18 protein-coding genes and 1 tRNA gene are annotated in these 21,390 nt (G+C 67.3%); 7 read left to right on the forward strand and 12 right to left on the reverse strand.

Annotated features, from left to right (window positions below; all coding sequences use genetic code 11):
- Positions 1 to 42: 42 nt before the first annotated feature.
- The 9 genes from lspA to rplU form a co-directional block, all read right to left on the reverse strand.
- Entirely contained in the window at positions 43 to 573 is a 531-nt protein-coding gene (lspA, locus tag C4S71_RS10375) for a signal peptidase II (RefSeq protein WP_103969090.1), read from the reverse strand.
- A complete protein-coding gene (gene ileS, locus C4S71_RS10380; protein ID WP_103969091.1) occupies positions 566 to 3,409 on the reverse strand; it encodes an isoleucine--tRNA ligase in 2,844 nt (947 codons plus the stop codon). The genes lspA and ileS overlap by 8 nt, the downstream gene beginning before the upstream one ends.
- A 10-nt stretch (positions 3,410 to 3,419) precedes the next feature.
- On the reverse strand, positions 3,420 to 4,481 hold the full coding sequence (ribF, locus tag C4S71_RS10385; protein WP_103969092.1) for a bifunctional riboflavin kinase/FAD synthetase: 1,062 nt from the start codon (positions 4,479 to 4,481) through the stop codon (positions 3,420 to 3,422).
- 123 nt (positions 4,482 to 4,604) lie between these two features.
- Positions 4,605 to 6,128: a murein biosynthesis integral membrane protein MurJ gene (gene murJ, locus C4S71_RS10390; protein ID WP_086508060.1), complete on the reverse strand. Its 1,524-nt coding sequence runs from the start codon at positions 6,126 to 6,128 to the stop codon at positions 4,605 to 4,607.
- A 226-nt stretch (positions 6,129 to 6,354) separates the two neighbouring features.
- Positions 6,355 to 6,621, reverse strand: coding sequence for a 30S ribosomal protein S20 (gene rpsT, locus C4S71_RS10395; protein WP_086508024.1), 267 nt, complete (start codon positions 6,619 to 6,621; stop codon positions 6,355 to 6,357).
- Positions 6,622 to 6,818: 197 nt separating this feature from the next.
- On the reverse strand, positions 6,819 to 7,955 hold the full coding sequence (gene proB / locus C4S71_RS10400; RefSeq protein ID WP_103969093.1) for a glutamate 5-kinase: 1,137 nt from the start codon (positions 7,953 to 7,955) through the stop codon (positions 6,819 to 6,821).
- A 165-nt stretch (positions 7,956 to 8,120) separates the two neighbouring features.
- Positions 8,121 to 9,314, reverse strand: a complete 1,194-nt coding sequence (cgtA, locus tag C4S71_RS10405) for an Obg family GTPase CgtA (protein WP_103969094.1) — start codon at positions 9,312 to 9,314, stop codon at positions 8,121 to 8,123.
- Positions 9,315 to 9,398: 84 nt separating this feature from the next.
- A complete protein-coding gene (gene rpmA / locus C4S71_RS10410; RefSeq protein WP_086508021.1) occupies positions 9,399 to 9,656 on the reverse strand; it encodes a 50S ribosomal protein L27 in 258 nt (85 codons plus the stop codon).
- 32 nt (positions 9,657 to 9,688) lie between these two features.
- Positions 9,689 to 10,000 carry a 50S ribosomal protein L21 gene (gene rplU / locus C4S71_RS10415; protein WP_086508020.1) on the reverse strand — a complete coding sequence of 104 codons (312 nt, stop codon included), beginning with the start codon at positions 9,998 to 10,000 and terminating at the stop codon, positions 9,689 to 9,691.
- A gap of 279 nt (positions 10,001 to 10,279) precedes the next feature.
- On the opposite strand from rplU, the gene ispB reads away from it, so the two are divergent.
- The 3 genes from ispB to C4S71_RS10430 all read left to right on the forward strand — a co-directional run bounded on the left by ispB (position 10,280) and on the right by C4S71_RS10430 (position 13,038).
- Positions 10,280 to 11,287: an octaprenyl diphosphate synthase gene (ispB, locus tag C4S71_RS10420; protein WP_103969095.1), complete on the forward strand. Its 1,008-nt coding sequence runs from the start codon at positions 10,280 to 10,282 to the stop codon at positions 11,285 to 11,287.
- 119 nt (positions 11,288 to 11,406) lie between these two features.
- A tRNA-Pro gene (locus C4S71_RS10425) sits at positions 11,407 to 11,483 on the forward strand.
- Between the two features lie 223 nt (positions 11,484 to 11,706).
- On the forward strand, positions 11,707 to 13,038 hold the full coding sequence (locus C4S71_RS10430) for a sensor domain-containing diguanylate cyclase (protein ID WP_086508018.1): 1,332 nt from the start codon (positions 11,707 to 11,709) through the stop codon (positions 13,036 to 13,038).
- 12 nt (positions 13,039 to 13,050) lie between these two features.
- On the opposite strand, the gene C4S71_RS10435 is transcribed toward C4S71_RS10430, so the two are convergent.
- Positions 13,051 to 14,631, reverse strand: coding sequence for a phospholipase D family protein (locus C4S71_RS10435; protein ID WP_234278197.1), 1,581 nt, complete (start codon positions 14,629 to 14,631; stop codon positions 13,051 to 13,053).
- Entirely contained in the window at positions 14,618 to 14,860 is a 243-nt protein-coding gene (locus C4S71_RS10440; protein WP_086508017.1) for a hypothetical protein, read from the reverse strand. Before C4S71_RS10440 ends, C4S71_RS10435 begins: the two co-directional genes overlap by 14 nt.
- Positions 14,861 to 14,991: 131 nt before the next feature.
- Between C4S71_RS10440 and C4S71_RS10445 the strand changes: the two genes are divergently transcribed.
- Together C4S71_RS10445 and rapA are read left to right on the forward strand one after the other, a co-directional pair.
- Positions 14,992 to 15,792 (forward strand): TlpA family protein disulfide reductase, encoded by an 801-nt coding sequence (locus tag C4S71_RS10445; protein ID WP_103969096.1) that lies wholly within the window; start codon positions 14,992 to 14,994, stop codon positions 15,790 to 15,792.
- A gap of 153 nt (positions 15,793 to 15,945) precedes the next feature.
- A complete protein-coding gene (gene rapA, locus C4S71_RS10450) occupies positions 15,946 to 18,897 on the forward strand; it encodes an RNA polymerase-associated protein RapA (RefSeq protein WP_103969111.1) in 2,952 nt (983 codons plus the stop codon).
- Positions 18,898 to 18,915: 18 nt separating this feature from the next.
- On the opposite strand, the gene C4S71_RS10455 is transcribed toward rapA, so the two are convergent.
- Positions 18,916 to 19,827, reverse strand: a complete 912-nt coding sequence (locus C4S71_RS10455) for a TIGR01777 family oxidoreductase (RefSeq protein WP_086508015.1) — start codon at positions 19,825 to 19,827, stop codon at positions 18,916 to 18,918.
- A 134-nt stretch (positions 19,828 to 19,961) separates the two neighbouring features.
- Between C4S71_RS10455 and C4S71_RS10460 the strand changes: the two genes are divergently transcribed.
- A complete protein-coding gene (locus C4S71_RS10460; RefSeq protein ID WP_086508014.1) occupies positions 19,962 to 20,342 on the forward strand; it encodes a sirohydrochlorin chelatase in 381 nt (126 codons plus the stop codon).
- Positions 20,343 to 20,473: 131 nt separating this feature from the next.
- Positions 20,474 to 21,388: a MerR family transcriptional regulator gene (locus tag C4S71_RS10465; protein WP_086508013.1), complete on the forward strand. Its 915-nt coding sequence runs from the start codon at positions 20,474 to 20,476 to the stop codon at positions 21,386 to 21,388.
- The last annotated feature ends 2 nt before the right edge of the window (positions 21,389 to 21,390 follow it).

The raw sequence follows: 21,390 nt of genomic DNA on the forward strand, positions 1-21,390 counted from the left end.
GCACGTTTGGTCGGGGCTTGCCAAGCAGCATAGCAGTTGGGCTCAGCCGCGCCGCCGGGCCTGCTTGCGGCCCTCGAAGACGGATTCCCAGATCAGGCCGATGGCCCCAAGGGTGATGCCGATGTCCGCCACGTTGAAGGCCGGGTAGTACCAGCCGGCCACGTGGAAGGAGAGAAAATCGACCACGTAGCCGTGCACCAGGCGATCGTAGAGGTTGCCCAGGGCACCGCCGATGATCAGCGCCAGCGAGGCGCCGAGCAGCTTCTCGTCGGCCTTGAGCCGGCTCATCCAGATCGTCAGGCCCACCGTGGCGCCCACCGCGATGATGGCGAAGAACCAGCGCTGCCAGCCGGGATGGCCGGCCAGGAAGCTGAACGCCGCCCCGGTGTTGTGCAGCAGCGTGAGGTTGAAGAACGGCAGCACCTCCACCGGCTGGCCGTAGCTCAGCACGCTGGACATCAGTGCCTTGGTGCCGAGGTCCAGCACGACCACGGCGGCGGCCAGCCACAGCCAGCGCAGCGGCTTGCTCATCGGCGGCACCGAAGTGCCGCTGTCATCCTGCTTGTTACGCATAGTGGCGAGTCTCACCCGGCCCCTCCGGTAAATTGCTGATACAGCGGCCGCACAGGTCTTCGTGCTCGGCGTGGCTGCCCACGTCCTCGCGATGGTGCCAGCAGCGCTCGCACTTCTGGTGCGGGCTGGCGGCCACCGCCACCTTCAGGCCCGCCAGTTCGGTGGCCTCGGCATCTTCCACATTCTGGCCCTCGGCCAGCGGCGCCAGCCGCACTTCGCTGGTGAGCATCACGAAGCGAAGCTCCTCGCCCAGCTTGGCCAGGGTCGAGCCGAGCGTCTCGTCGACGAACAGGGTCACCTCGGCGGCCAGACTGCCCTTGATCACCTTGGCGTTACGCGCATCCTCCAGGCACTTGTTGACCGCCTGCTTGACCTCGAGCACCTGCTCCCAGAACTCACGTCCCATCTCGGCGTCCGGGGCCAGGGTAGCGAGGCCGTCGTAGTAGGTCTCCAGCAGCACGCTGTCGCCCTTGGCGCCGGGGATGTTCTCGTAGATCTCCTCGGCGGTGAAGCTGAGAATCGGCGCCACCCAGCGCGACAGCGCCTGGACCACATGGTAAAGCGCGGTCTGACAGCTGCGCCGGGCCAGTGAGTCGGCCTGAGTGGTGTACTGGCGGTCCTTGATCACGTCGAGGTAGAAGCCACCGAGCTCCCGCGAACAGAAGGTATGCACCTGCTGGTAGACGTCGAGGAAGCGATACTCCTCATAGGCCTTCTCGATGCGCGCCTGGAGCTGGGCAGCACGGTCCACCACCCACTGGTCCAGTGCCAGCATGTCGCCGAAGGCCACGCTGTCGCGGGCCGGATCGAAGCCGTTGAGGTTGGCCAGCAGGAAGCGCGCGGTGTTGCGGATGCGCCGGTAGACGTCGGCGGTGCGCTTGAGGATCTCGTCGGAGACCGCCATCTCGCCCGAATAGTCGGTGGAGGCGACCCACAGGCGCAGGATATCGGCGCCCAGCTTGTCCATCACCTCCTGCGGCGCCACCACGTTGCCCATCGACTTGGACATCTTGCGGCCCTGGGCGTCCACGGTGAAGCCATGAGTCAGCAGGCCGCGGTACGGCGGGTGGCCGTCGATGGCGCAGCCGGTCAGCAGCGAGGAGTGGAACCAGCCGCGGTGCTGGTCGGAGCCCTCCAGGTAGAGGTCGGCGCGGGGGCCGGCCTCATGGCCGTGGGGATGCGAGCCGCGCAGCACGTGGCGGTGGGTGGTGCCGGAGTCGAACCACACGTCGAGAGTGTCGGTGACTTTCTCGTACTGTGCCGCCTCGTCGCCCAGCAGCTCGACCGGGTCGAGACGGAACCAGGCGTCGATGCCCTCGCGCTCGACGCGCTTGGCGGCCTCTTCCATCAGCTCGACGGTGCGCGGGTGCAGCTCGCCGGTGGCCTTGTGCAGGAAGAACGGGATCGGCACGCCCCAGTTGCGCTGGCGCGAGATGCACCAGTCGGGACGGTTGGCGATCATGGCGTGCAGCCGCGCCTGGCCCCAGGCCGGGGTGAACTGGGTCGCCTCGATGCCCTCCAGCGCCCGCTCGCGCAGGGTGCGCCCATCTTTCCCTTGGAGGTCCATGCCCACGAACCACTGCGCCGTGGCGCGATAGATCACCGGGGTCTTGTGGCGCCAGCAGTGCATGTAGCTGTGGGTGATGACCTTGTGCGCCAGCAGGGCGCCGACCTCACGCAGCTTGTCGACGATCTGCGGATTGGCCTTCCAGATCAGCTGGCCGCCGAAGAACGGCAGGTCGTCGGCGTAGACACCGTTGCCCTGTACCGGGCTCTTGATCTCCTCGAACGCCATGCCGTGGGCGCGGCAGGTGACGAAGTCGTCGACGCCGTAGGCCGGTGCCGAGTGGACGATACCGGTGCTGCCCACCTCGGACTCGACGTAGTCGGCCAGATAGACCGGCGAGAGGCGGTCGTAGAACGGATGACGGAACTCGATCAGGTCGAGCGCCGCGCCCTTGGCGGTGGCGATCACCTCGCCCTTGAGTTCGTAGCGCTCCAGGCACGACTCCACCAGCTCTTCGGCCAGCACCAGCAGGCGTTCGCCGGTATCGACCAGGGCGTAGCTGAACTCGGGATGCACGTTGAGCGCCTGGTTGGCCGGCACGGTCCAGGGCGTGGTGGTCCAGATCACGATGGCGGCGGGCTTGGGCAGCGACGCCAGGCCGAAGGCGGCCGCCAGCTTGCCCTCGTCGGCGGCCGGGAAGGCCACGTCGATGGCATCGGACTTCTTGTCCTGGTACTCCACCTCGGCCTCGGCCAGCGCCGAGCCGCAGTCGAAGCACCAGTTGACCGGCTTGAGCCCCTTGAACACGTAGCCGGCGGCGACCATGTCGGCCAGGGCGCGGATCTCGCCCGCCTCGTTGGCGTAGTCCATCGTGCGGTAGGGGTGGTCCCAATCGCCGATCACGCCCAGGCGCACGAAGTCGGCGAGCTGGGTCTGGATCTGCGAAGCGGCGTACTCGCGACACAGGGCCCGCGCCTGTTCGGGCTCGAGGTGCTTGCCGTGGGTGGTCTCCACCTTGTGCTCGATGGGCAGGCCGTGGCAGTCCCAGCCGGGCACGTAGGGGGCATCGAAGCCGGCCAGGTTCTTCGACTTGACGATGATGTCCTTGAGGATCTTGTTGACGGCGTGACCGATGTGGATGCTGCCGTTGGCGTAGGGAGGGCCGTCGTGCAGCACGAAGGTCTCGCGACCGCGGCGCTCTTCACGCAGGCGCTGGTAGAGCTTCATGTCCTGCCACTGCGACACCCGACCGGGCTCGCGCTGAGGCAGGTTGCCGCGCATGGGGAAGTCGGTTTCGGGCAGGTTCAGTGTGTGCTTGTAGTCGCTCATATCCTGGGAGTCAGCCGTCGTCGTGGTCGGCGGAACGTCCCGCCGAGGATTCGAAATTCACGGTCTCGCGCGCCAGCGGCGCCGAAGCCAATGGAAGTGAGTCGTCTGTCAGGCCAAGCTCCCTGGCCCCCTGGCACTCATCGGAAAAATAGCGCCGGGCGCGGGCCTGGTCGGCCGCGATCTGCTGCTTGAGGGCAGCGAAATCGTCGAATTTCACCTCGCCGCGCAACCTGGCGCAGGGAAACACCGTGAGCCGCTGTCCGTAGAGGTCGCCGTCGAAGTCGAACAGGTGTACCTCCAGCACCGGTCGGTCGCTGCCCACCGTGGGACGCCAGCCGATGTTGGCCACGCCGGGGCAACGGTGCCCGCCGGGCAGCTCGACCACCACCGCATAGACGCCGCGCAGCGCCAGGGGCAGCCGCGGCAGCGGCAGGTTGGCGGTGGGTACGCCGATGGTACGCCCCAGTTGCTGATCGGCGACCACGCGACCGCCGAGGCGATAGGGGCGGCCCAGCATGCGTGCCGCCTGGGCGAAGTTGCCGCTGGCCAGCAGGGTGCGCACCCGGGTGCTGGAAACCCGCTCGTCGTCCAGCGCGAAGGTGCGCGTGTGCTCGACGCTGAAACCTACGCGACCGCGCCGCTCGCCCTCTTCGGCCAGCAGGCTGAAATCGCCGCTGCGATCGCAGCCGAAGCGGAAGTCGTCGCCCACCACCAGGTGGCGTACTCCCAGTCCTTCGACCAGCACGCGGTCGATGAATTCCACCGCAGTGAGGCTGCGCAGGCGCTCGTTGAACGGCAGGCAAAGCACGTAATCGACCCCGCTCTCGCCCAGCAGACGCACCTTCTCGCGCAGGCGGGTCAACCGTGGCGGCGCCTGGTCGCCGGCGAAGAACTCCCGCGGCTGGGGCTCGAACACCACCACCGTGACCGGCAGGCGCAGCTTCGAGGCCTGCTCCCGGCACTGGTCGAGAATCGCCTGGTGGCCGCGGTGCACGCCATCGAAATTGCCGATGGTGGCCACGCAGCCGCGATGCTCCTCGCGCAGATTGTGCAGTCCTCGAATGACTTCCATTCAGTCTTCGCTAAGCCTTCTGGTTGAAAAACGAACAAAGGGGAAGATTATAGCGAACCCCAGTTCCCTTGACAGCCGGCGATCCGCTTCACGAGGCTTCCGGCTCCCCCACCGAGGGGTGCCCTACCCGCGCATACGAAAATGCCGCGGCCTGACGCCCAGGGCGGCCAGCCAGGCGAAGTAGATCGCCGCGCCGACCACTACCAACAAGGCCAGCCACTGCACCCGCGCCGACACACCCCACTCGAGCCACTGCTGCCACTCCGGCGCCAGCCAGGCCAGGCCCACGCTCATCACCACGCAGCCGCCCACCAGTTGCACGGCATAGCGCCCCCAGCCCGGCTGGAACACCAGCACGCCCTGCTTGTGCAGCAGCCAGCCCAGCAGACCGGCGTTGAGGAAGGCCGACAGCGCCGTGGCCAGGGCCAGGCCGGCGTGGGCCAGCGGCCAGATCAGGATCAGGTTGAACACCATGTTGGCGACCATGGCGATGATGCCGACCTTGACCGGGGTCTTGGTGTTCTGGCGGGCGAAGAAGCCCGGTGCCAGCACCTTGATCAGCATGAAGGCGACCAGGCCGAAGGCATAGGCGCGCAGACTCATGGCCGCCATGACGATGTCGTGCTCGGTCATGGCGCCGTAGTGGAACAGCGAGATCAGCAGCGGCTCGGCCAGGATCGCCAGGGCCAGCGCCGCCGGCAGGCCCAGCAGCAGCACGGCGCGCACCGCCCAGTCGAGCATCGCGGCGAAATGCTCGCCCGACTGCTCGGCATGACGCTTGGAGAGCGCCGGCAGGATCACCGTGCCGATGGCGATGCCGAACACCCCCAGCGGCAGCTCCACCAGACGGTCGGAGTAGTAGAGCCAGGAAACGCTGCCGGGAGTGAGCAGCGAGGCCAGCACGGTGTCCAGCAGCAGGTTGATCTGCGACACCGAGACGCCGAACAGCGCCGGCGCCATCAATATCAGGATGCGTTTCACCCCGCTGTGGGCGAAGTTGGGCCAGGGCCGCGGCATCAGCCCCAGGCGGGCAAGGAACGGCACCTGGAAGGCGAGCTGAGCAACGCCGGCGATCAGCACGCCCCAGGCCAGCGCCATGGCCGGCTCGCTCATCAAGGGCGTGAGCAGCACGGCGGCCCCGATCAGCGAAAGATTGAGCAGCACCGGCGTGAAGGCCGGCACGGCAAAACGGTTCCAGGTGTTGAGCACGCTGCCGGCGAAGGCAGTGAGCGAGACCAGCAGCAGATAGGGAAAAGTCAGCCGCAGCATGTCGGCGGTGAGCGCCAGCTTGGCCGGGTCGCGGCCGAAGCCGGGAGCGAAAACCCACACCAGCCAGGGCGCGGCGAGCATGGCCAGGGCGGTGATCAACGCCAGCACCGCCGTGAGGCTGCCGGCCACGGCGTCGAGCAGCTCGCGCACCTCGCGCTTGCTGCCGCGGGTGGCATACTCGGAGAGCACCGGCACGAAGGCCTGGTTGAAGGCGCCCTCGGCAAACAGGCGGCGCATGAAATTGGGAATCTTGAACGCCACGAAGAAGGCGTCGGCGCCGTTGCCGGCGCCGAACAGGGTCGCCACCACCACGTCGCGCGCCAGTCCCATGACCCGCGACAGCATGGTCATGGCACCCACCACCAGGCCGGAGCGCATCAGCCCACCGGCCTTGGGCGCCACGGCGCGGTCGTCCTCGGCCACCAGGGGCGCGCTCGACTTTGCTGAATCGGGCAACTTCTCGGGTTCCGTCACCGCTCCCATCCTCGACCATTCAGCCTTGGCAAATGCACAGGCACAAAAAAACCGGCCGCAGCCGGTTTTTCACGAGCGTCGCCAACGTGGCCCGAGGGCATGGGTTCGCGACGTCTCCAGGCGACCGGCTTTACGCAGCCAGCGCCTTAATTCGCTTGTTCAGGCGGCTCTTCAGGCGCGCAGCCTTCTTCTTGGAGAGCACGTCCTTGTCGGCGATGCGGTCGATGACCGGCTGCGCCTTCTGGAACTCGGCCATGGCGGTGGCGTGGTCGCCGCCGTTGATGGCCTTGATGACGCGCTTCACATAGGTACGCACCATGGCGCGCTGGCTCGCCTTCAGAACACGACGGCCTTCCGCCTGACGGGCACGCTTGCGGGCTTGCTTGCTGTTTGCCACTGACTATCTCCTGGAAAACTTTGACGCCGCCCGGTCTGGGGCGGCATCGATAACGATTTGTCCGGCTTGGAAATTTCGCTTTCCTGCCGGCCTGGCCATCTCGCCAACGCGAAGGTTGTCGACGGGCCGTGTCTGAGAGGATGGCGCATACTACCACAGGTGCGCGGCGTCATGCTACAGGCCGCGCAAACACTGCGTCACAGCACCACCAGGTTGTCGCGATGGATCAGCTCCGGCGCTTCCATGTAGCCGAGAATCGCCTCGATCTGATGGCTCGGCTGACCGAGAATGCGGCGCGCCTCGTCGGCACCGTAGTTGACCAGCCCCTTGGCGATACGCTGGCCCTGTTCGTCGACGCACAGCACCATGTCGCCACGCACGAAGTCGCCCGACAGCGCCTTGACCCCCACCGCCAGCAGGCTCGAGCCACTGCCACGCAGCACCTTCACCGCCCCGGCGTCCAGCGTGAGGCTGCCGCGCACCTGCAGTTGCCCGGCCAGCCAGCGCTTGCGCGCCGCCATGGGGGCCTCTTCCGGACGCAGCAGCGTGCCCAGCGGCTCCCCTTCGGCCAGCCGGGTCAGCACATCGGGCTGACGCCCGCTGGCGATCACCGTGACGGTACCGGAGCGCGCCGCCAGGCGAGCCGCCTGGATCTTGGTGGTCATCCCGCCGCGCCCCAGCGCACCGCCGCCGCCGGCCATGGCGGCCAGCGCCGGGTCGTCGGCCCGCCCTTCGCTGATGAGAGAGGCCTCGGGATTGTGGCGCGGATCGGCGTCGAACAACCCCTCCTGGTCGGTGAGGATCACCAGCGCCTCGGCCTCGAGCAGGTTGGCCACCAGCGCGCCCAGGGTGTCGTTGTCGCCGAAGCGGATCTCGTCGGTGACCACGGTATCGTTCTCGTTGATCACCGGGATCACGCGCAGGTCGACCAGGGTGCGCAGCGCCGAGCGCGCGTTGAGGTAGCGCTTGCGATTGGAGAGGTCGTCGTGGGTCAGCAGCACCTGGGCAGTGAGCAGCCCATGGCGTGCAAAGTGGTGCTCGTAGCACTGAGTCAGGCCGTTCTGGCCCACCGCGGCGGCGGCCTGCAGCTCATGCACCGCCGAAGGTCGGGCCTGCCAGCCCAGCCGCACCATGCCGGCCGCCACGGCGCCCGACGACACCAGCACCACCTCGAGCCCCTGACGATGCAGCGCAGCGATCTGGTCGACCCAGCCGCCGATCGCCGCCTCGTCGAGGCCGCGCCCATCGTTGGTCAGCAGCGCACTGCCGATCTTCACCACCACCCGGCGAGCGCCACGCAGCGCATCGCGACCCGGAACCCGCTCGTTGCTCACCTGTTCACTCTCCAACAAGGCTGCTGCGATTCCCCAACCTTGAGACACTGCGCGAGCGATGGCCAGACTAGGCAAACCTTGGCGAAAGAGCGGAGTTTGCTGTTGCAAATGAGCATCTTGAGCCAAGGTTTAACGACGTATGGCCGAGCGCAGCCAGTGTTCCACCTAGGGGGCGTATTCGACCTCGACATCGTAATCATCATCGTCGAAGTCATCGTCATCGTCGTCCTGATCGCGGCGCTTGCGCCGGCGACCCAGACGCGCCTCGGTGCGCGCCACCGCCTCGGCCTCCATGCGCTCGCGCATCTCGCGCTCGCGCTCGGCGGCCTCCTCGTCTTCGTTCTCCAGCCGGCGCTGCTCGGTGAGCCAGCGATGCGCCGCCTGCACCAGGGCATCGGTGCCCTCGCCGCTGATCGCCGAGATGCGGAACACGGGGCCCGTCCAGCCCAGCCCCTCGACGATGGCAGCCACCCGCACCTCGCGCTCCTCGGCGGGCACCAGGTCGAGCTTGTTGAGTACCAGCCAGCGCGGACGCTCGGCCAGGGTCGGCGAGAACTGCTCGAGTTCGTGTGCGATGGCCCGGGCCACCTCGACCGGGTCGGACTCGTCGAACGGCGCCACGTCGACCACGTGGAAGAGCAGGCGGGTACGGGTCAGGTGCTTGAGGAAACGCAGCCCCAGCCCGGCACCGTCCGAGGCACCCTCGATCAGCCCCGGCACGTCGGCCATCACGAAGTGCTCGTGCATGCCCAGCTTGACCACGCCGAGGTTGGGCACCAGCGTCGTGAAGGGGTAGTCGGCCACCTTGGGCTTGGCTGCGGAAACCGAGCGGATCAGGGTCGACTTGCCGGCATTGGGCATGCCCAGCAGGCCGACGTCGGCCATCACCTTCATCTCCAGGCGCAGGTTGCGCCGCTCGCCGTCGGTACCCGGCGTGGTCTTGCGCGGCGCCCGGTTGGTCGACGACTTGAAATGAATGTTGCCGAGCCCGCGGCGACCGCCCTGGGCCACCAGCACCTGCTGGCCGATCTCGGTGATGTCGGCGATCACCTCGAGGGTGTCCTCGTCGATCACGGTGGTGCCCACCGGCACCTTGACCACCAGGTCGCTGCCGGCGCGACCGCTCATCTGGCGCCCCTGGCCGGGGCGACCGCTCTCGGCCTGATAGAAGCGCTGGTACTTGAAGTCGATCAGCGTATTGAGGGCATCGTCGCCCACCAGGTAGACGCTGCCGCCATGCCCGCCGTCGCCGCCATCGGGACCACCCTTGGGCACGTATTTCTCGCGGCGAAAGCTCAGGCAGCCGTTACCTCCCCTGCCCGCTTCCACGATGATCGAGGCTTCGTCGACGAACTGCATTGTGACTCTCCCGACGGTATCTACCGTCATGATACAAGAAGGCCCCGCCTGAGCGGGGCCTTCCATCTACCGGTTCGTGCGTTCTCAGGCAGAGACGACGCTGACGAACTTGCGGTTCTTCGGACCCTTGGTCTCGAACTTGATCACACCGTCGCTCAGGGCGAACAGGGTGTGGTCGCGGCCGACGCCGACGCCGGTACCGGCGTGGAAGCGGGTGCCGCGCTGACGCACGATGATGTTGCCAGCGGTGACGGCCTGACCGCCGAACAGCTTGACACCAAGGCGTTTGGATTCTGAATCGCGGCCGTTACGGGTAGAGCCGGCTGCCTTCTTATGAGCCATTGCAAAGTCCTCGCTCGTTAAGGGGAAGCCGCTTAGGCGGAAATCCCGGTGATCTTGACTTCAGTGAACCACTGACGGTGGCCCTGACGCTTCATGTGATGCTTGCGACGACGGAACTTGATGATGCGGATCTTCTCGCCACGGCCGTGGGAAACGATCTCGGCAGCCACCTTGGCGCCCGCGACCAGCGGAGCGCCGACGGTCACGTCGTCGCCGTTGGCAACCAGCAGCACCTCATCGAACTCGATGGTTTCGCCGGTGGGGATTTCCAGCTTCTCGAGCTTGAGGGTTTGGCCTTCCTGAACGCGGTACTGCTTGCCACCGCTCTTGATAACAGCGTACATGTGTCTCTCTCCAGAACTCATCGGGGTTGGCTCTTCGTCGGCCTGCTTCGAGTGGCGCCCCTTTCGGCAGCCATCTGACAGGGAGCATGATGAGTGGGCCGCGCATTATAACCGCGCCCCGCAGGGCGTTCAAGCACTGCTCACGCCGACCGAGGCATCGCCGCAGGCACGCACCGCGGCGTAGCTTGACGCCCACATGGGTGGGCCATAGCATGAGCCGCAGCCCAAGGCCACTGCCATGTCCGGCATGCCGGCCCAACAGCCCGATGACACTGCCTCATGCCAGCCAACGCCTCACCCCGTTCGTCTGACAGCAACACCGCCTCTTCGTCACTGCATGCGGCAGTCGCCGACGACTTTGCCGCGGTCAACCGCACCATCAAGGAGCAGCTGGCATCGCGGGTGCCGCTGGTCGAGACCATCGGTCAGTACATCATCGCCAGCGGCGGCAAGCGGCTGCGTCCGCTGCTGGTGCTGCTTGCCGCCCGCGCCCTGGGCTATCAGGGCGACAAGCACATCTCGCTGGCCACGCTGATCGAATTCATGCACACCTCGACCCTGCTGCACGACGACGTGGTCGACGAATCGCACATGCGCCGTGGCCGCGCCACCGCCAACGACGCCTGGGGCAACGCCCCCTCCGTGCTGGTAGGCGACTACCTCTATTCCCGCTCCTTCCAGATGATGGTCGAGATCGGCTCGCTCAAGATCATGGGCATACTTTCCGGCGCCACCTGCATCATTGCCGAGGGTGAGGTGCAGCAGCTGACCAACGTGGGCAATCCGGACGTCGATGAAACCGTCTACTTCGAGACCATCCAGGGCAAGACCGCCATGCTGTTCGAGGCCGCCACCCACAGCGGCGCAGTGCTGGCCGAAGCCGACCCGCAGCAGGAAGCGGCGCTGCAGCTTTATGGCCGCTACCTGGGGCTGGCGTTCCAGCTCGTCGACGACCTGCTCGACTACCAGGGCGACGCCAAGGCGATGGGCAAGAACGTGGGCGACGACCTGGCCGAGGGCAAGCCGACCCTGCCACTGATCCAGGCCATGGCTGCCGGCACCCCGGACCAGGCCAGGACGATCCGCCAGGCCATTCGCCAGGGCGGTCTCGAACGGCTCGACGAGGTGCTGGCCATCGTGCGCGATACCGGCGCGCTGGACTACACACGGGCACGCGCAGAAGAGATGTCGGCCAAGGCGCTGGAGCAGCTCGATTTCCTGCCCCCCAGCCGCTACCGCGACAGTATGGCCGACCTGGCCCGGCTCGCGGTGGAGCGCCAGCACTGAAGGCGCCGCAGCGGGGCTTGCAAGGCCATGGCTTTTGCGTATAATGCCCATCCGTCGGCCCCCGGAGCCGACGTCGAGCATCGCCCGAAAGCGGCTCGAAAAGGAAGCAATAGAAGTAACGGAGTATAGCTCAGCTTGGTAGAGCGCTGCCTTCGGGAGGCAGAGGTCGTAGGTTCGAATCCTGCTACTCCGACCAAAGAATTACGAAGGCCTTGCAAGCGATTGCGAGGCCTTTTTTCGTCTCGCCGCCTCAACGCCTTTCGAGCGGGTCAACATCGACGTGAATGCACCGTAAAAAGGCGCTATGCTGCGCGACCGGGTCGCCAGACGCCCGTTGGACGAACGTTACAAGCCAGGGAATACAAGCAAAACCATAAGAGACTTGCGCTAGAACAAGTTCTACTCGCACGGAGGTGCTCGTGAAGAACGGCGAGCATGAAGCAGTGCATGGCGGCAGCGAAAGCGAGCGCGCCATGTTCCACCCTTACTGGCCCGACGTCGATCTCGACACGCTGCGGGTCAAGTTCTATCAGCTTTACATTGCCGTGGAACAGAGCCCGGCAGCGACGGCGATCACCGACACCGAGGGGCGCATCGAGTACGTCAACCGACGCTTTCTCGAAGTGACCGGCTACTCGCGCGAGGAGCTGATCGGCAAGACGCCGGCTATGATCCAGTCGGGCATGACTCCCGACCACGTCTACCGCGAGCTGTGGCAGACCCTGCGCAGCGGCCGGGTGTGGCGCGGCGAGCTGCAGAACCGCAAGAAAAGCGGTGAGCTCTACTGGGAAGCCGAGACCATCACCCCGGTACGCGACGACAGCGGCCGGATCGTACGTTTCGTGGCGGTGAAGGAGGACATCACCGAGCGCAAGCGCCAGGAGGAGGAGCTGCGACTGCTCGCCAGCGTGTTCCAGACCGGCCAGGCCACGCTGATCACCGATCCGGAGATGCGCATCGAACGGGTCAACCAGGCCTTCACCGACATTACCGGCTACCTGCCGGAAGAGGTGATAGGCGAGACCCCTCGACTGTTCAAGTCGGGTCGCCACGACAAGCACTTCTACGCTCAGCTGTGGCAGGCGGTGCTGGAAACCGGCCACTGGCAGGGCGAGATCTGGAATCGCAACAAGTACGGCGACATCTATCCGCTGTGGCAGGCGATCACTGCCGTCTACGACGACAGCGGCAGGATCCGCCACTTCATTGCCGTCTTCCACAACATCGCCGAACGCAAGCGCCTGGAAGAGGAGCTGGAGCAGCAGGCCACCCGCGACCACCTGACCGGCACCCAAAACCGCCGCGCCTTCGATGTCGCCATGCGCAAGGCGGTGCGTCAGGCCGAGCGCAGCGACAACACCTTCTCGCTGCTGCTGTTCGACATCGACCACTTCAAGTCGATCAACGACCAGCACGGTCACGACACGGGCGACATCATCCTCAAGCGTCTGGCCACCCTGGTCGGCCAGACCCTGCGCAGCACCGATCTGCTCGCCCGCTGGGGCGGCGAGGAGTTCGCCATCCTGCTGCAGGACACCACGGCGCAGGGGGCCTCCATCTTCGCCGAGCGGCTGCGCCAGCAGGTGGCAGAGACCCGCTTGCACGGCCTGGCCGTGACCATCAGCCTGGGAATCGCGGAATATCGCCGGGGCGACGACCCCGAGGCGATACTGGCACGCGCCGACAGCGCGCTGTATCGCGCCAAACGCTCGGGGCGCAACCGGGTGGGCATCGCCGACACCCAGGAGTGATGCCGCCGCGCGTTACAGCAGCGGTTCGAGCCGCAGCAGCCGACTCACCCCGGCCCCACCATGCCGCCACAGGCTGCCGGGCTCGCGCAGCAGTTCGACCGACTCTCCCTGCACGAGGGCCTGCCAGTAGAGCCGCCCCGACGGCGTACGCCCGACCCGGTAGCTGAGCGCCGGCGACTTGCCGATCTCGGTCAGGCGCTGAAACTCGTTGGCCAGGCCCTGACTGGTCACCAGTACGCCCACCTCGGTATTCCACCACACCGAGCGCGGGTCGGCGTTGGGCGACCCCACGAAGACACGATCGGCGTCGATGCCCAGCGCCTTGATGTGCAGGGCAGAGGCCGAAGACCCCACACTGAAGCCGATATCCGCATCCGGCTCGTGCTCGGCACGCATCTCATAGAGTGCGACCCCGCTATCGAGCAATGCCTCCCGCCTGGCCTGGTAGGCACCGTGCACCACCGGTACATCGGTAGCCTCCAGGGCATTGGTGAATATCTCGACCTCCACGCCGGCCTCGGCCAGTTCCGTCAGCAGCCGGGTTCCCTGTCTGCCGGGCACGAAGTAGGCGGACACGAGGGTCAGCCGCTCGCTCGGCTCCCCCACCTGGTCGAGCAGCGCGCCGGCCATGGTGCGCCCGAAGGCCGGTCGCCCCCGCCAGGCGGGCTTGCCCGGCGGGTCCCACAGCGCCACTCCCTCGCCCCAGTGCAGCTTGCCGACCAGCGGCCCCTGCTCGATGTCGGCATAGCGCTGGCGCAGGTCGGCGAAATAGGGCGAGTCGATACTGGTTTCGAACCACTCGGCGAGCGACGCCAGCAACGCTTGCCAGGCGCCCTCATCGACCTGGTGATAGCGGCCGATGGGCTGCGCCAGGCCGTGGTTCCAGTACAGATGGAAGCTTTGCGACAACGCGTCCACCACCGGCCCCAGGGCCAACAGGTCGAGGTCGGTGAAATTGCGCGGTTCACTGGCGCTGTAGTACTCGTCGCCCAGGTTGCGACCGCCGACGATGGCCAGCGCGTCGTCGGCGATCCACAGCTTGTTGTGCATGCGCCGATGCTGACGCGCCGCCTGGGGCGCCGAGGCCAGCACACGACCTGTCAGCGTGCCCCGGCCGACGCTCAAGGCGTTGTAGACGCGCACCTGGACGTTGGGGTGGCTGTCGAGCGCGGCCAGCTGCCGACCCTGGCCCACCGCACCGATGTCATCGATCAGCAGACGCACCTCGACGCCGCGCTCGGCGGCCCCCAGCAGCCGGTGCAGCAAGGCCCGGGTGGTCTGTCCGTCGCCCATCAGGTAGGTCTGGATATCGAGCCTGCGGTCGGCCTGCTCGCTGAGCAGCACGCGCAGGCTGAAGGCATCCTGGCCGCTGGAGAGCAGCGCGAAGCCGCTCTTGCCCGGATGCGCGGAGCCGCTCAGGCGCGCCCACTGGCCCAGCCAGGTGGCCTCGCGTTCGGCCGGGGTCAACGGTACGCCATGTTCGCGCACCGCCGCGTTGCCGGCACAACCTTGCAGCAGCAGGAGCAGTACGCCACACAGCACCAGCAGCCAACCGCGGGTGCGGCGCCTGGCGTCCGGATCAGGGTTCGTCATCGTGCTCTGCCAGACGGCGAGCCATGGCCTTGCGCGCCTTGTTGCGCCGATAGAGCCGCGCCACGGCCAGCGCCAGGGCAAAGGCCACCATGGCGCCCAGGGTCACTCCCTGCCAGGGCCGGGCGGCCTCGCCCCCCATGACCGTTTCCAGCGTGATGATCAGGATGAAGCCCAGCGCCTGGCTACCGATGGCCAGGGCGCGCAGGGTATCGAAGGTCTTGTGTGCCATGTAGGCTCCCGCCGGTGACAGCGCCGTCCTGGGGCAGTAGGCTTGCTCTGCCTGACGCGTTACTTTATGCAAGTGAGTGATTTTACCCGGTCATGGCGCTTGCGCCGACCCTAAATGCTGGAGCCGAGCCAATGGACGCCTTTGCCCTGGGCCCCGTGCTGATATCCGTACCGCGCCTCTATGCCATTGGCTGTGCCCTGCTGCTGCTGCTCGCCGCCTGGCTGCTGCTGGGGCTCTCGCCCTCGGCGCGGTCGCGCTGGTTCAACGGCCTGCTGCTGGCCTGGCTGGTAGGCGCCCGCCTGGGGCACGTGGCGCTGAACTTCGACGCCTATGCCGCCGCTCCGCTGGACGTGTTGAGGCTCTGGCAGCCCGGCTATCACGGCCTGTGGGGGCTGCTCGCCGCGCTGATCTGGACCGGCTGGGCACTGCGCGACCGGCTGCTGTCGATGATCGGCGCCATGGGACTCACCGTCGGCGCCTCGGCGCTGTGGCTGGTGCTGGTCACCCTGGCCCCCTTCGGCGGTGACATGCCGCTGCGCGAGCTACCCGACATCACCCTGGAGAACCTCGACGGCGAGCCGGTCAACCTGCAGCAGCTTCAGGGCGAGCTGGTGGTGGTCAATCTGTGGGCCACCTGGTGCCCGCCCTGCCTGCGCGAAATGCCGCTGCTGGCCGAGGCCGACACCCGCGACGGCGTTACCGCGGTGGTGATCAACCAAGGCGAGGAGTTGCTCCAGGTGGCGCGCTACCTCGACGAGCAGGAGCTCGCGTTCCGCTATCCGCTGCTCGATCCAAACCAGCAGATGATCCGCAGCATGGAATCGCCGGGGCTTCCCACCACGGTGCTGTTCGACCGCGAAGGTCGCGCGGTGGAGCGCCACGTGGGCGAACTGTCGCGGGCGCAGCTCGATACCTGGCTGGGACGCCACTGATTACCACCGGTAACAGCCGCTCCCTACCATTTCCCGCTCGTCTCCACCAGCCTTAAGCCAGCGCGGGCTTTGCGATAGAATCGCCCGCCCTGTCCGCCGAAGCCATGCTGCGGCGGCAGCGTGCGCACCGTGTTCAGCATCGACCGAGGCATCATGAGCGACTTTTCACCCGGCCAACGCTGGATCAGCGACGGCGAGGCCGACCTGGGCCTGGGCACCATCCTGAGTTGCGACCACCGTAGCGTTACCGTGCTGTTCGGCGCCAGCCAGGAAACCCGTACCTACAGCAGCCGCCAGGCACCGCTGACCCGTGTGGCCTTCGGCAGCGGCGACCGCATCCAGTCCGCCGAGGGCTGGAGCCTGACCGTCGACGACAGCAAGGAAGTCGACGGTCTGATCGTCTACATCGGCGAAGACGACCAGGGCCAGCTGCGCGAGCTGCCCGAGGCGCGTCTGGCCGACAGCATGCAGTTCGACCAGGCTCGCGATCGCCTGCTCACCGGCCAGGTCGACCGCAACGACTGGTTCGACCTGCGCTTTCGTACCCTGCACCACCATCATCGCATCGAGCAGAATCCGGCGCTGGGCCTGGCCGGCCCGCGCATCGACCTGATTCCCCATCAGCTCTACATCGCCGACGAAGTGGCCCGGCGCCATGCGCCGCGGGTACTGCTGGCCGACGAGGTGGGCCTGGGCAAGACCATCGAGGCCGGTCTGATCCTGCACCGCATGCTGCTCACCGGCCGCGCCGAGCGCGCCCTGATCCTGGTGCCGCCGAGCCTCATGCACCAATGGCTGGTGGAACTGCTGCGCCGCTTCGCCCTCGAGGTGACCCTGCTCGACGAGCAGCAGAGCCTGGCCCAGGCCGAAGCCAACCCCTTCGAGTCCGGCCAGTTGATTCTGGCCAGCCAGGCGTGGCTGTTCGCCAACCCCCAGCGCCAGGAACAGGCGGCCGCCTGCGACTGGGACCTGCTGATCGTCGACGAGGCGCACCACCTCGACTGGAGCGCCGAGCAGGTCGGCGCCGGCTACGCCTGCGTCGAGCGTCTGGCCAAGCGCGTGCCGGGGGTGCTGCTGCTCACCGCCACGCCGGAGCAGATGGGCCTGGAGAGCCACTTCGCCCGCCTGCGCCTGCTCGACCCGGACCGCTACCACAGCCTGGAAGCGTTTCGCGAAGAGGAGCAGCACTACGTGGAAGTGGCCCAGGCCATCGACGCCCTGGAACGCCTGCCGGCCGGCGGCGAACGCGACCGTGCCGTCGTGGCCACGGTGATCGAGGAGCATGACAGCCTGGCCCTGCTCGACACCCTGGCCAACCCCGAGAGCGGCCCGCAGCAACAGCAGAGCGCACGAGACCAGCTGCGCGAGCAGTTGCTCGACCGGCACGGCACCGGCCGGGTGATGTTCCGCAACAGCCGTCGCCATGTGGGCGGCTTTCCCGAGCGTCACCTGCACCTGGCCGAACTGCCACTGCCCTCGGCCTACCGCCGGGTACTGCGCAAGCTCGAGCGCGACGAGGACCATCTCGACGAACTGCTGATCGAGACCGGGCTCGACCATCCCGACGTGCTGATCTACCCCGACGCCACCTACCGCGCGCTTTCCGACGATCCGCTCAACGCCGAGCCGTGGTGGCAGATCGACCCACGGGTGAACTGGCTGCTGGAGCGCCTCGCCGACGACGGCGAACAGGGCTTCGCCAACGACAAGGTGCTGGTGATCGCGCACAGCCGCGAGACCGCCCAGGACCTGGCCGAAGCGCTGCGGGTGCTGGGCGGCATTCATGCGCCGGTGTTCCATGAGGGACTGACGCTGGTGGAACGCGACCGTGCGGCGGCCGCCTTCGCCGACGAGGAGGAGGGCAGCCAGGTGCTGGTCTGTTCCGAGATCGGCTCCGAGGGACGCAACTTCCAGTTCTGCCGCCATCTGGTGATGTTCGACCTGCCCCAACATCCCGATCAACTCGAGCAGCGCATCGGCCGGCTCGATCGTATCGGCCAGCGTCACGCCATCGAGATCCACGTGCCGCTGTTCGAGGCCAGCCCCGGGGCGCGTCTGCTGCGCTGGTTTCGCGAGGGGATGGACGCTTTCGACGCTCCCCACGGGGTCGGCAGCGAGCTGTTCGACGCCTTCGGTGACGCCCTCGCCGAGGCGCTGCTCGACGACGAGGCCCTCGACGACGTCATCGCCGAGACCCGCGCCCTGTTCGAGAACCGCCTGGCCCAGCGCGACGCCGGGCGCAACCGTCTGCTGGAACTCAATGCCTGCCGTCCGGATCGGGCCGAGGCGGTCGCCACGGCGATCCGCGAACTCGACCATGACCCGGCGCTGTCGCGCTACCTCGACCAGGCGCTGGACATCTTCGGCGTCGACAGCCAGGAGCTCGGCGGCGGCCTGCTGCACCTGCAGCCCAGCCCGCAGATGCTCGACGGCCTGCCCGGCCTGGCCAAGGGCGAGGAGGGGTTCACCGCCACCCTGTCGCGCGCTCGCGCCCTGGCCCGCGACGACGTGCAGCGGCTCTCCTGGGAGCACCCGCTGTTGCGCGAAATGATGGCGCGCATCCTCGACGGCACCATGGGCAACACCGCGCTCGCCCTGCTCAAGCACCCGGCGATTCCCGCCGGCAGGCTGATGGCGGAGCTGGTGTTCCGCACCTACTGCCCGGCGCCGAAGCGTCTGCACGTCAATCGCTTCCTGCCGCCGACCGCGGTACGCGTGCTGCTCGACGAGTCCGGCGCCGTGCTCAGCGACAAGGTTTCCTTCACCGGGCTTTCCAAGAACCTGCAGAAGGTCAAGAAGGCCATGGCCCGGGACCTGATTCGCAGCCGCCACGACCAGCTGCGCGAACTGCTGACACAGGGCGAGCAGGAGGCCGAGCGCGAGCTGCCGAGCATCGTCGAAGCGGCTCAGGTCCGCATGCGCCGGGAGCTCGACGGCGAGCTGGCCCGGCTGGAGGCACTGGCACGACTCAACCCGGCGGTGCGCGAAGCGGAGCTCGAGGCGCTGCGCCGCGAACGTGGCGAACTCGACGGCGCCATCGAAGGCACGCGGCTGCGGCTGGACGCCGTGCGGGTCATCGTCACGGTGGGCGACGAGGGCCGCTGAGCCTCGCGGCGGTAAGCGTCAGGACTTGCCGAGGATATCGGCCAGCGCCTGCTCGAGGGTCGGGAAGTGAAACTCGAACCCAGCCTCGAGCAGGCGTGCCGGGCGCATGTCGGCACCGGTCAGCAACAGCCGCGCCATCTCGCCGAAGGCGGTCTCCAGCACGATGGCCGGCACCGGCATGACGGCCGGGCGATGCAGCTGCCTGGCCAGGGTACGTGTGAACTCGGCGTTGGTGACGGGATGCGGTGCGCTGCCATTGAACGGCCCCTCGAGATCGTCGCGCTCGAGCAGGAACAGGATGCTGCGCACCAGATCTTCTCGATGGATCCAGGGCATGAACTGGCGACCGCTGCCGAAGCGTCCCCCGAAGCCCAGCTTGAAGGGCGTCAGCATCTTCTCCAGGCTGCCTCCGCCCGTATCCAGCACCAGCCCGGTGCGCAGCAGCGCCACCCGCGTGCCGAAATCCGCCGCCTCTCTGGCGGTATCCTCCCAGCGCTTGCACAGGCGATGCGCGAACTCATCGTGGGGTGGGGTCTGTTCGGTGACCTCCACTTCACCCTGATCGCCGTAATAGCCCATGGCCGAGCCCGAGACCATGACGCCGGGCGCCTTGCCGTTGGCCTGCTTGAGCTGCTCGCAGAGGATCACCAGATCGCGGGTGACGTTGACCCGTGAGTCGATCAGCCGGTTCTTCTGCTCGTCGCTCCAGCGCCGGGCGGCGATCGGCTCGCCCGCCAGGTTGACGATGGCATCCGGGGGCGACTCGACGAAGTCGAGCACCGAGCGCCTTATGTCGGCGCCTTGGGGCAGCTTGCTCCTGGCCGCGTCCGGATCGCGCGACACCACCTGCAGGCGATGCCCGGCCTGCTTCAAGCGCAGGCACAGACGCTGCCCGACGAAACCGCTGCCACCCGTGATCAGTACCCGCATCGCAACCCCTCCGCACCGCTGCCTTTCGTTATACAGCCGTTGTACACCTCTGCTATGCTGGCGACAATTGCAAGAGCCCTGGTAGCGCCGGGGCGCCGACCTGCCAGCATCCTGCCTGCTTTCGGGAGACAACCATGTCCTACAGCCTGATCCTTCTCGCCCACGGCTCTAGCGACGCCAAGTGGCGGGCCCCGTTCGAACGCCTTCATGAGGCGCTCGCCGCCCGCATGGAGGCGAATTTGAAGCTCGCCTACATGGAGCTTAGCGAACCCTCACTGGAAAGTACCGTGGCTGAACTTGCCGCCTCGGGCATCCAGCGGGCCGAGATCCTGCCACTATTCTTCGCCGCCGGGCGTCACCTGCGCAAGGATGTGCCGGCCCAGGTCGAGGCGCTGCGCTCCGCTCACCCCAGCGTCGATCTGCAGTTGCTGCCCCCGGTGGGCGAGCATCCGGCCTTCGTCGAGGCCCTGGCCGCCGTGATCGCCGAGCAGGCGGGGGAAGCACTGCCGACTTGACCATGACCGTCATCAGTTGTACACCGTTCGAGTAGTGTACAATATTCTCTGCTGCCACCCGTAACGACGGCCAGCCAGGCAGACGAATCCAGGGATGGCAAGGTCCACACAACAAACGAGCAGAGGCACGCATGACCGCAAAGGGGGGCCACCCGGCCGACACACCGCTCTACCCGATTCGCGAGGTGTCCCGAATCACCGGCGTCAACTCGGTGACCCTGCGCGCCTGGGAGCGACGCTACGGCCTGATCCGCCCCCAGCGCACCCCCAAGGGGCACCGTCTCTACGCTCGCGAGGACATCGAAAGGGTCGAGCGCATTCTGCAATGGCTGAGCCGTGGCGTACCGGTCAGCCAGGTCAAGGAGCTCATCGACCAGCCCGCCTCTGCGCCGACCCCCGAACCCGCCTCGGGCGACTGGCCCAGCCAGCAGCGCCAGCTGGTCGCCGCGGTCGAGGCACTCGATCGCGGCCAGATGGAGACCCTGTTCACCCAGAGCCTGGCGCTCTACCCCGTGACCACTTGCCTGACGGAGCTGTGGCAGCCGGTGACACGCGAGCTCGAGGAGCGCTGGCGCGACCAGCTCGGCGCCAGCCTGCAGCGCCGCTGCCTGGAGTCCTTCCTGCGCACCCGCATCGGCATACGCCTCTACCACGCCAACCAGCTCGCCAGAGGGCCGTTACTGCTGATCGTACCGCTGCCCGACGACCCGGGGACGCTGTGGCTGCTGCTGGCCGCCCTGGCCGCCAGCGATGCCGGCTATCGTATCCAACTGCTCGACAGCGCCTTGCCCTTCAGCGAACTTCCCCTGGCCGTCGAGCGCTTGCAGGCAGCGGCAGTGTTGCTGGTCAGCGGCCGGGCCGAGCGGGCCGACCTGATTCGCCGCCAGCTGCCACGGCTGGCCGAGCAGCTCGACGCCCCGTTGGGCCTGTGCGGCCCCGTGGCGCGCATCCGTGACGGCGACCTGGCCGACAGCCTGGTGGAACTGCTGGGCGACGACCTGCCTCAGGCCATGGCGCGCCTGCGGTCGTTGATCCAGGACGCCTGACC

The organism is Billgrantia desiderata, assembly GCF_900108215.1.
Taxonomy (GTDB): Bacteria; Pseudomonadota; Gammaproteobacteria; order Pseudomonadales; family Halomonadaceae; genus Halomonas; species Halomonas desiderata.

Excerpts from the sequence above, each read along its gene's own strand:
- lspA (WP_103969090.1), bottom strand. The coding sequence starts at position 573 with ATGCGTAACAAGCAGGATGACAGCGGCACTTCGGTGCCGCCGATGAGC.
- ileS (WP_103969091.1), bottom strand. The coding sequence starts at position 3,409 with ATGAGCGACTACAAGCACACACTGAACCTGCCCGAAACCGACTTCCCC.
- ribF (WP_103969092.1), bottom strand. The coding sequence starts at position 4,481 with ATGGAAGTCATTCGAGGACTGCACAATCTGCGCGAGGAGCATCGCGGC.
- murJ (WP_086508060.1), bottom strand. The coding sequence starts at position 6,128 with ATGCGCTCCGGCCTGGTGGTGGGTGCCATGACCATGCTGTCGCGGGTC.
- cgtA (WP_103969094.1), bottom strand. The coding sequence starts at position 9,314 with ATGCAGTTCGTCGACGAAGCCTCGATCATCGTGGAAGCGGGCAGGGGA.
- rpmA (WP_086508021.1), bottom strand. The coding sequence starts at position 9,656 with ATGGCTCATAAGAAGGCAGCCGGCTCTACCCGTAACGGCCGCGATTCA.
- rplU (WP_086508020.1), bottom strand. The coding sequence starts at position 10,000 with ATGTACGCTGTTATCAAGAGCGGTGGCAAGCAGTACCGCGTTCAGGAA.
- ispB (WP_103969095.1), top strand. The coding sequence starts at position 10,280 with ATGCCAGCCAACGCCTCACCCCGTTCGTCTGACAGCAACACCGCCTCT.
- C4S71_RS10435 (WP_234278197.1), bottom strand. The coding sequence starts at position 14,631 with ATGACGAACCCTGATCCGGACGCCAGGCGCCGCACCCGCGGTTGGCTG.
- C4S71_RS10440 (WP_086508017.1), bottom strand. The coding sequence starts at position 14,860 with ATGGCACACAAGACCTTCGATACCCTGCGCGCCCTGGCCATCGGTAGC.
- C4S71_RS10445 (WP_103969096.1), top strand. The coding sequence starts at position 14,992 with ATGGACGCCTTTGCCCTGGGCCCCGTGCTGATATCCGTACCGCGCCTC.
- rapA (WP_103969111.1), top strand. The coding sequence starts at position 15,946 with ATGAGCGACTTTTCACCCGGCCAACGCTGGATCAGCGACGGCGAGGCC.
- C4S71_RS10455 (WP_086508015.1), bottom strand. The coding sequence starts at position 19,827 with ATGCGGGTACTGATCACGGGTGGCAGCGGTTTCGTCGGGCAGCGTCTG.
- C4S71_RS10460 (WP_086508014.1), top strand. The coding sequence starts at position 19,962 with ATGTCCTACAGCCTGATCCTTCTCGCCCACGGCTCTAGCGACGCCAAG.
- C4S71_RS10465 (WP_086508013.1), top strand. The coding sequence starts at position 20,474 with ATGACCGCAAAGGGGGGCCACCCGGCCGACACACCGCTCTACCCGATT.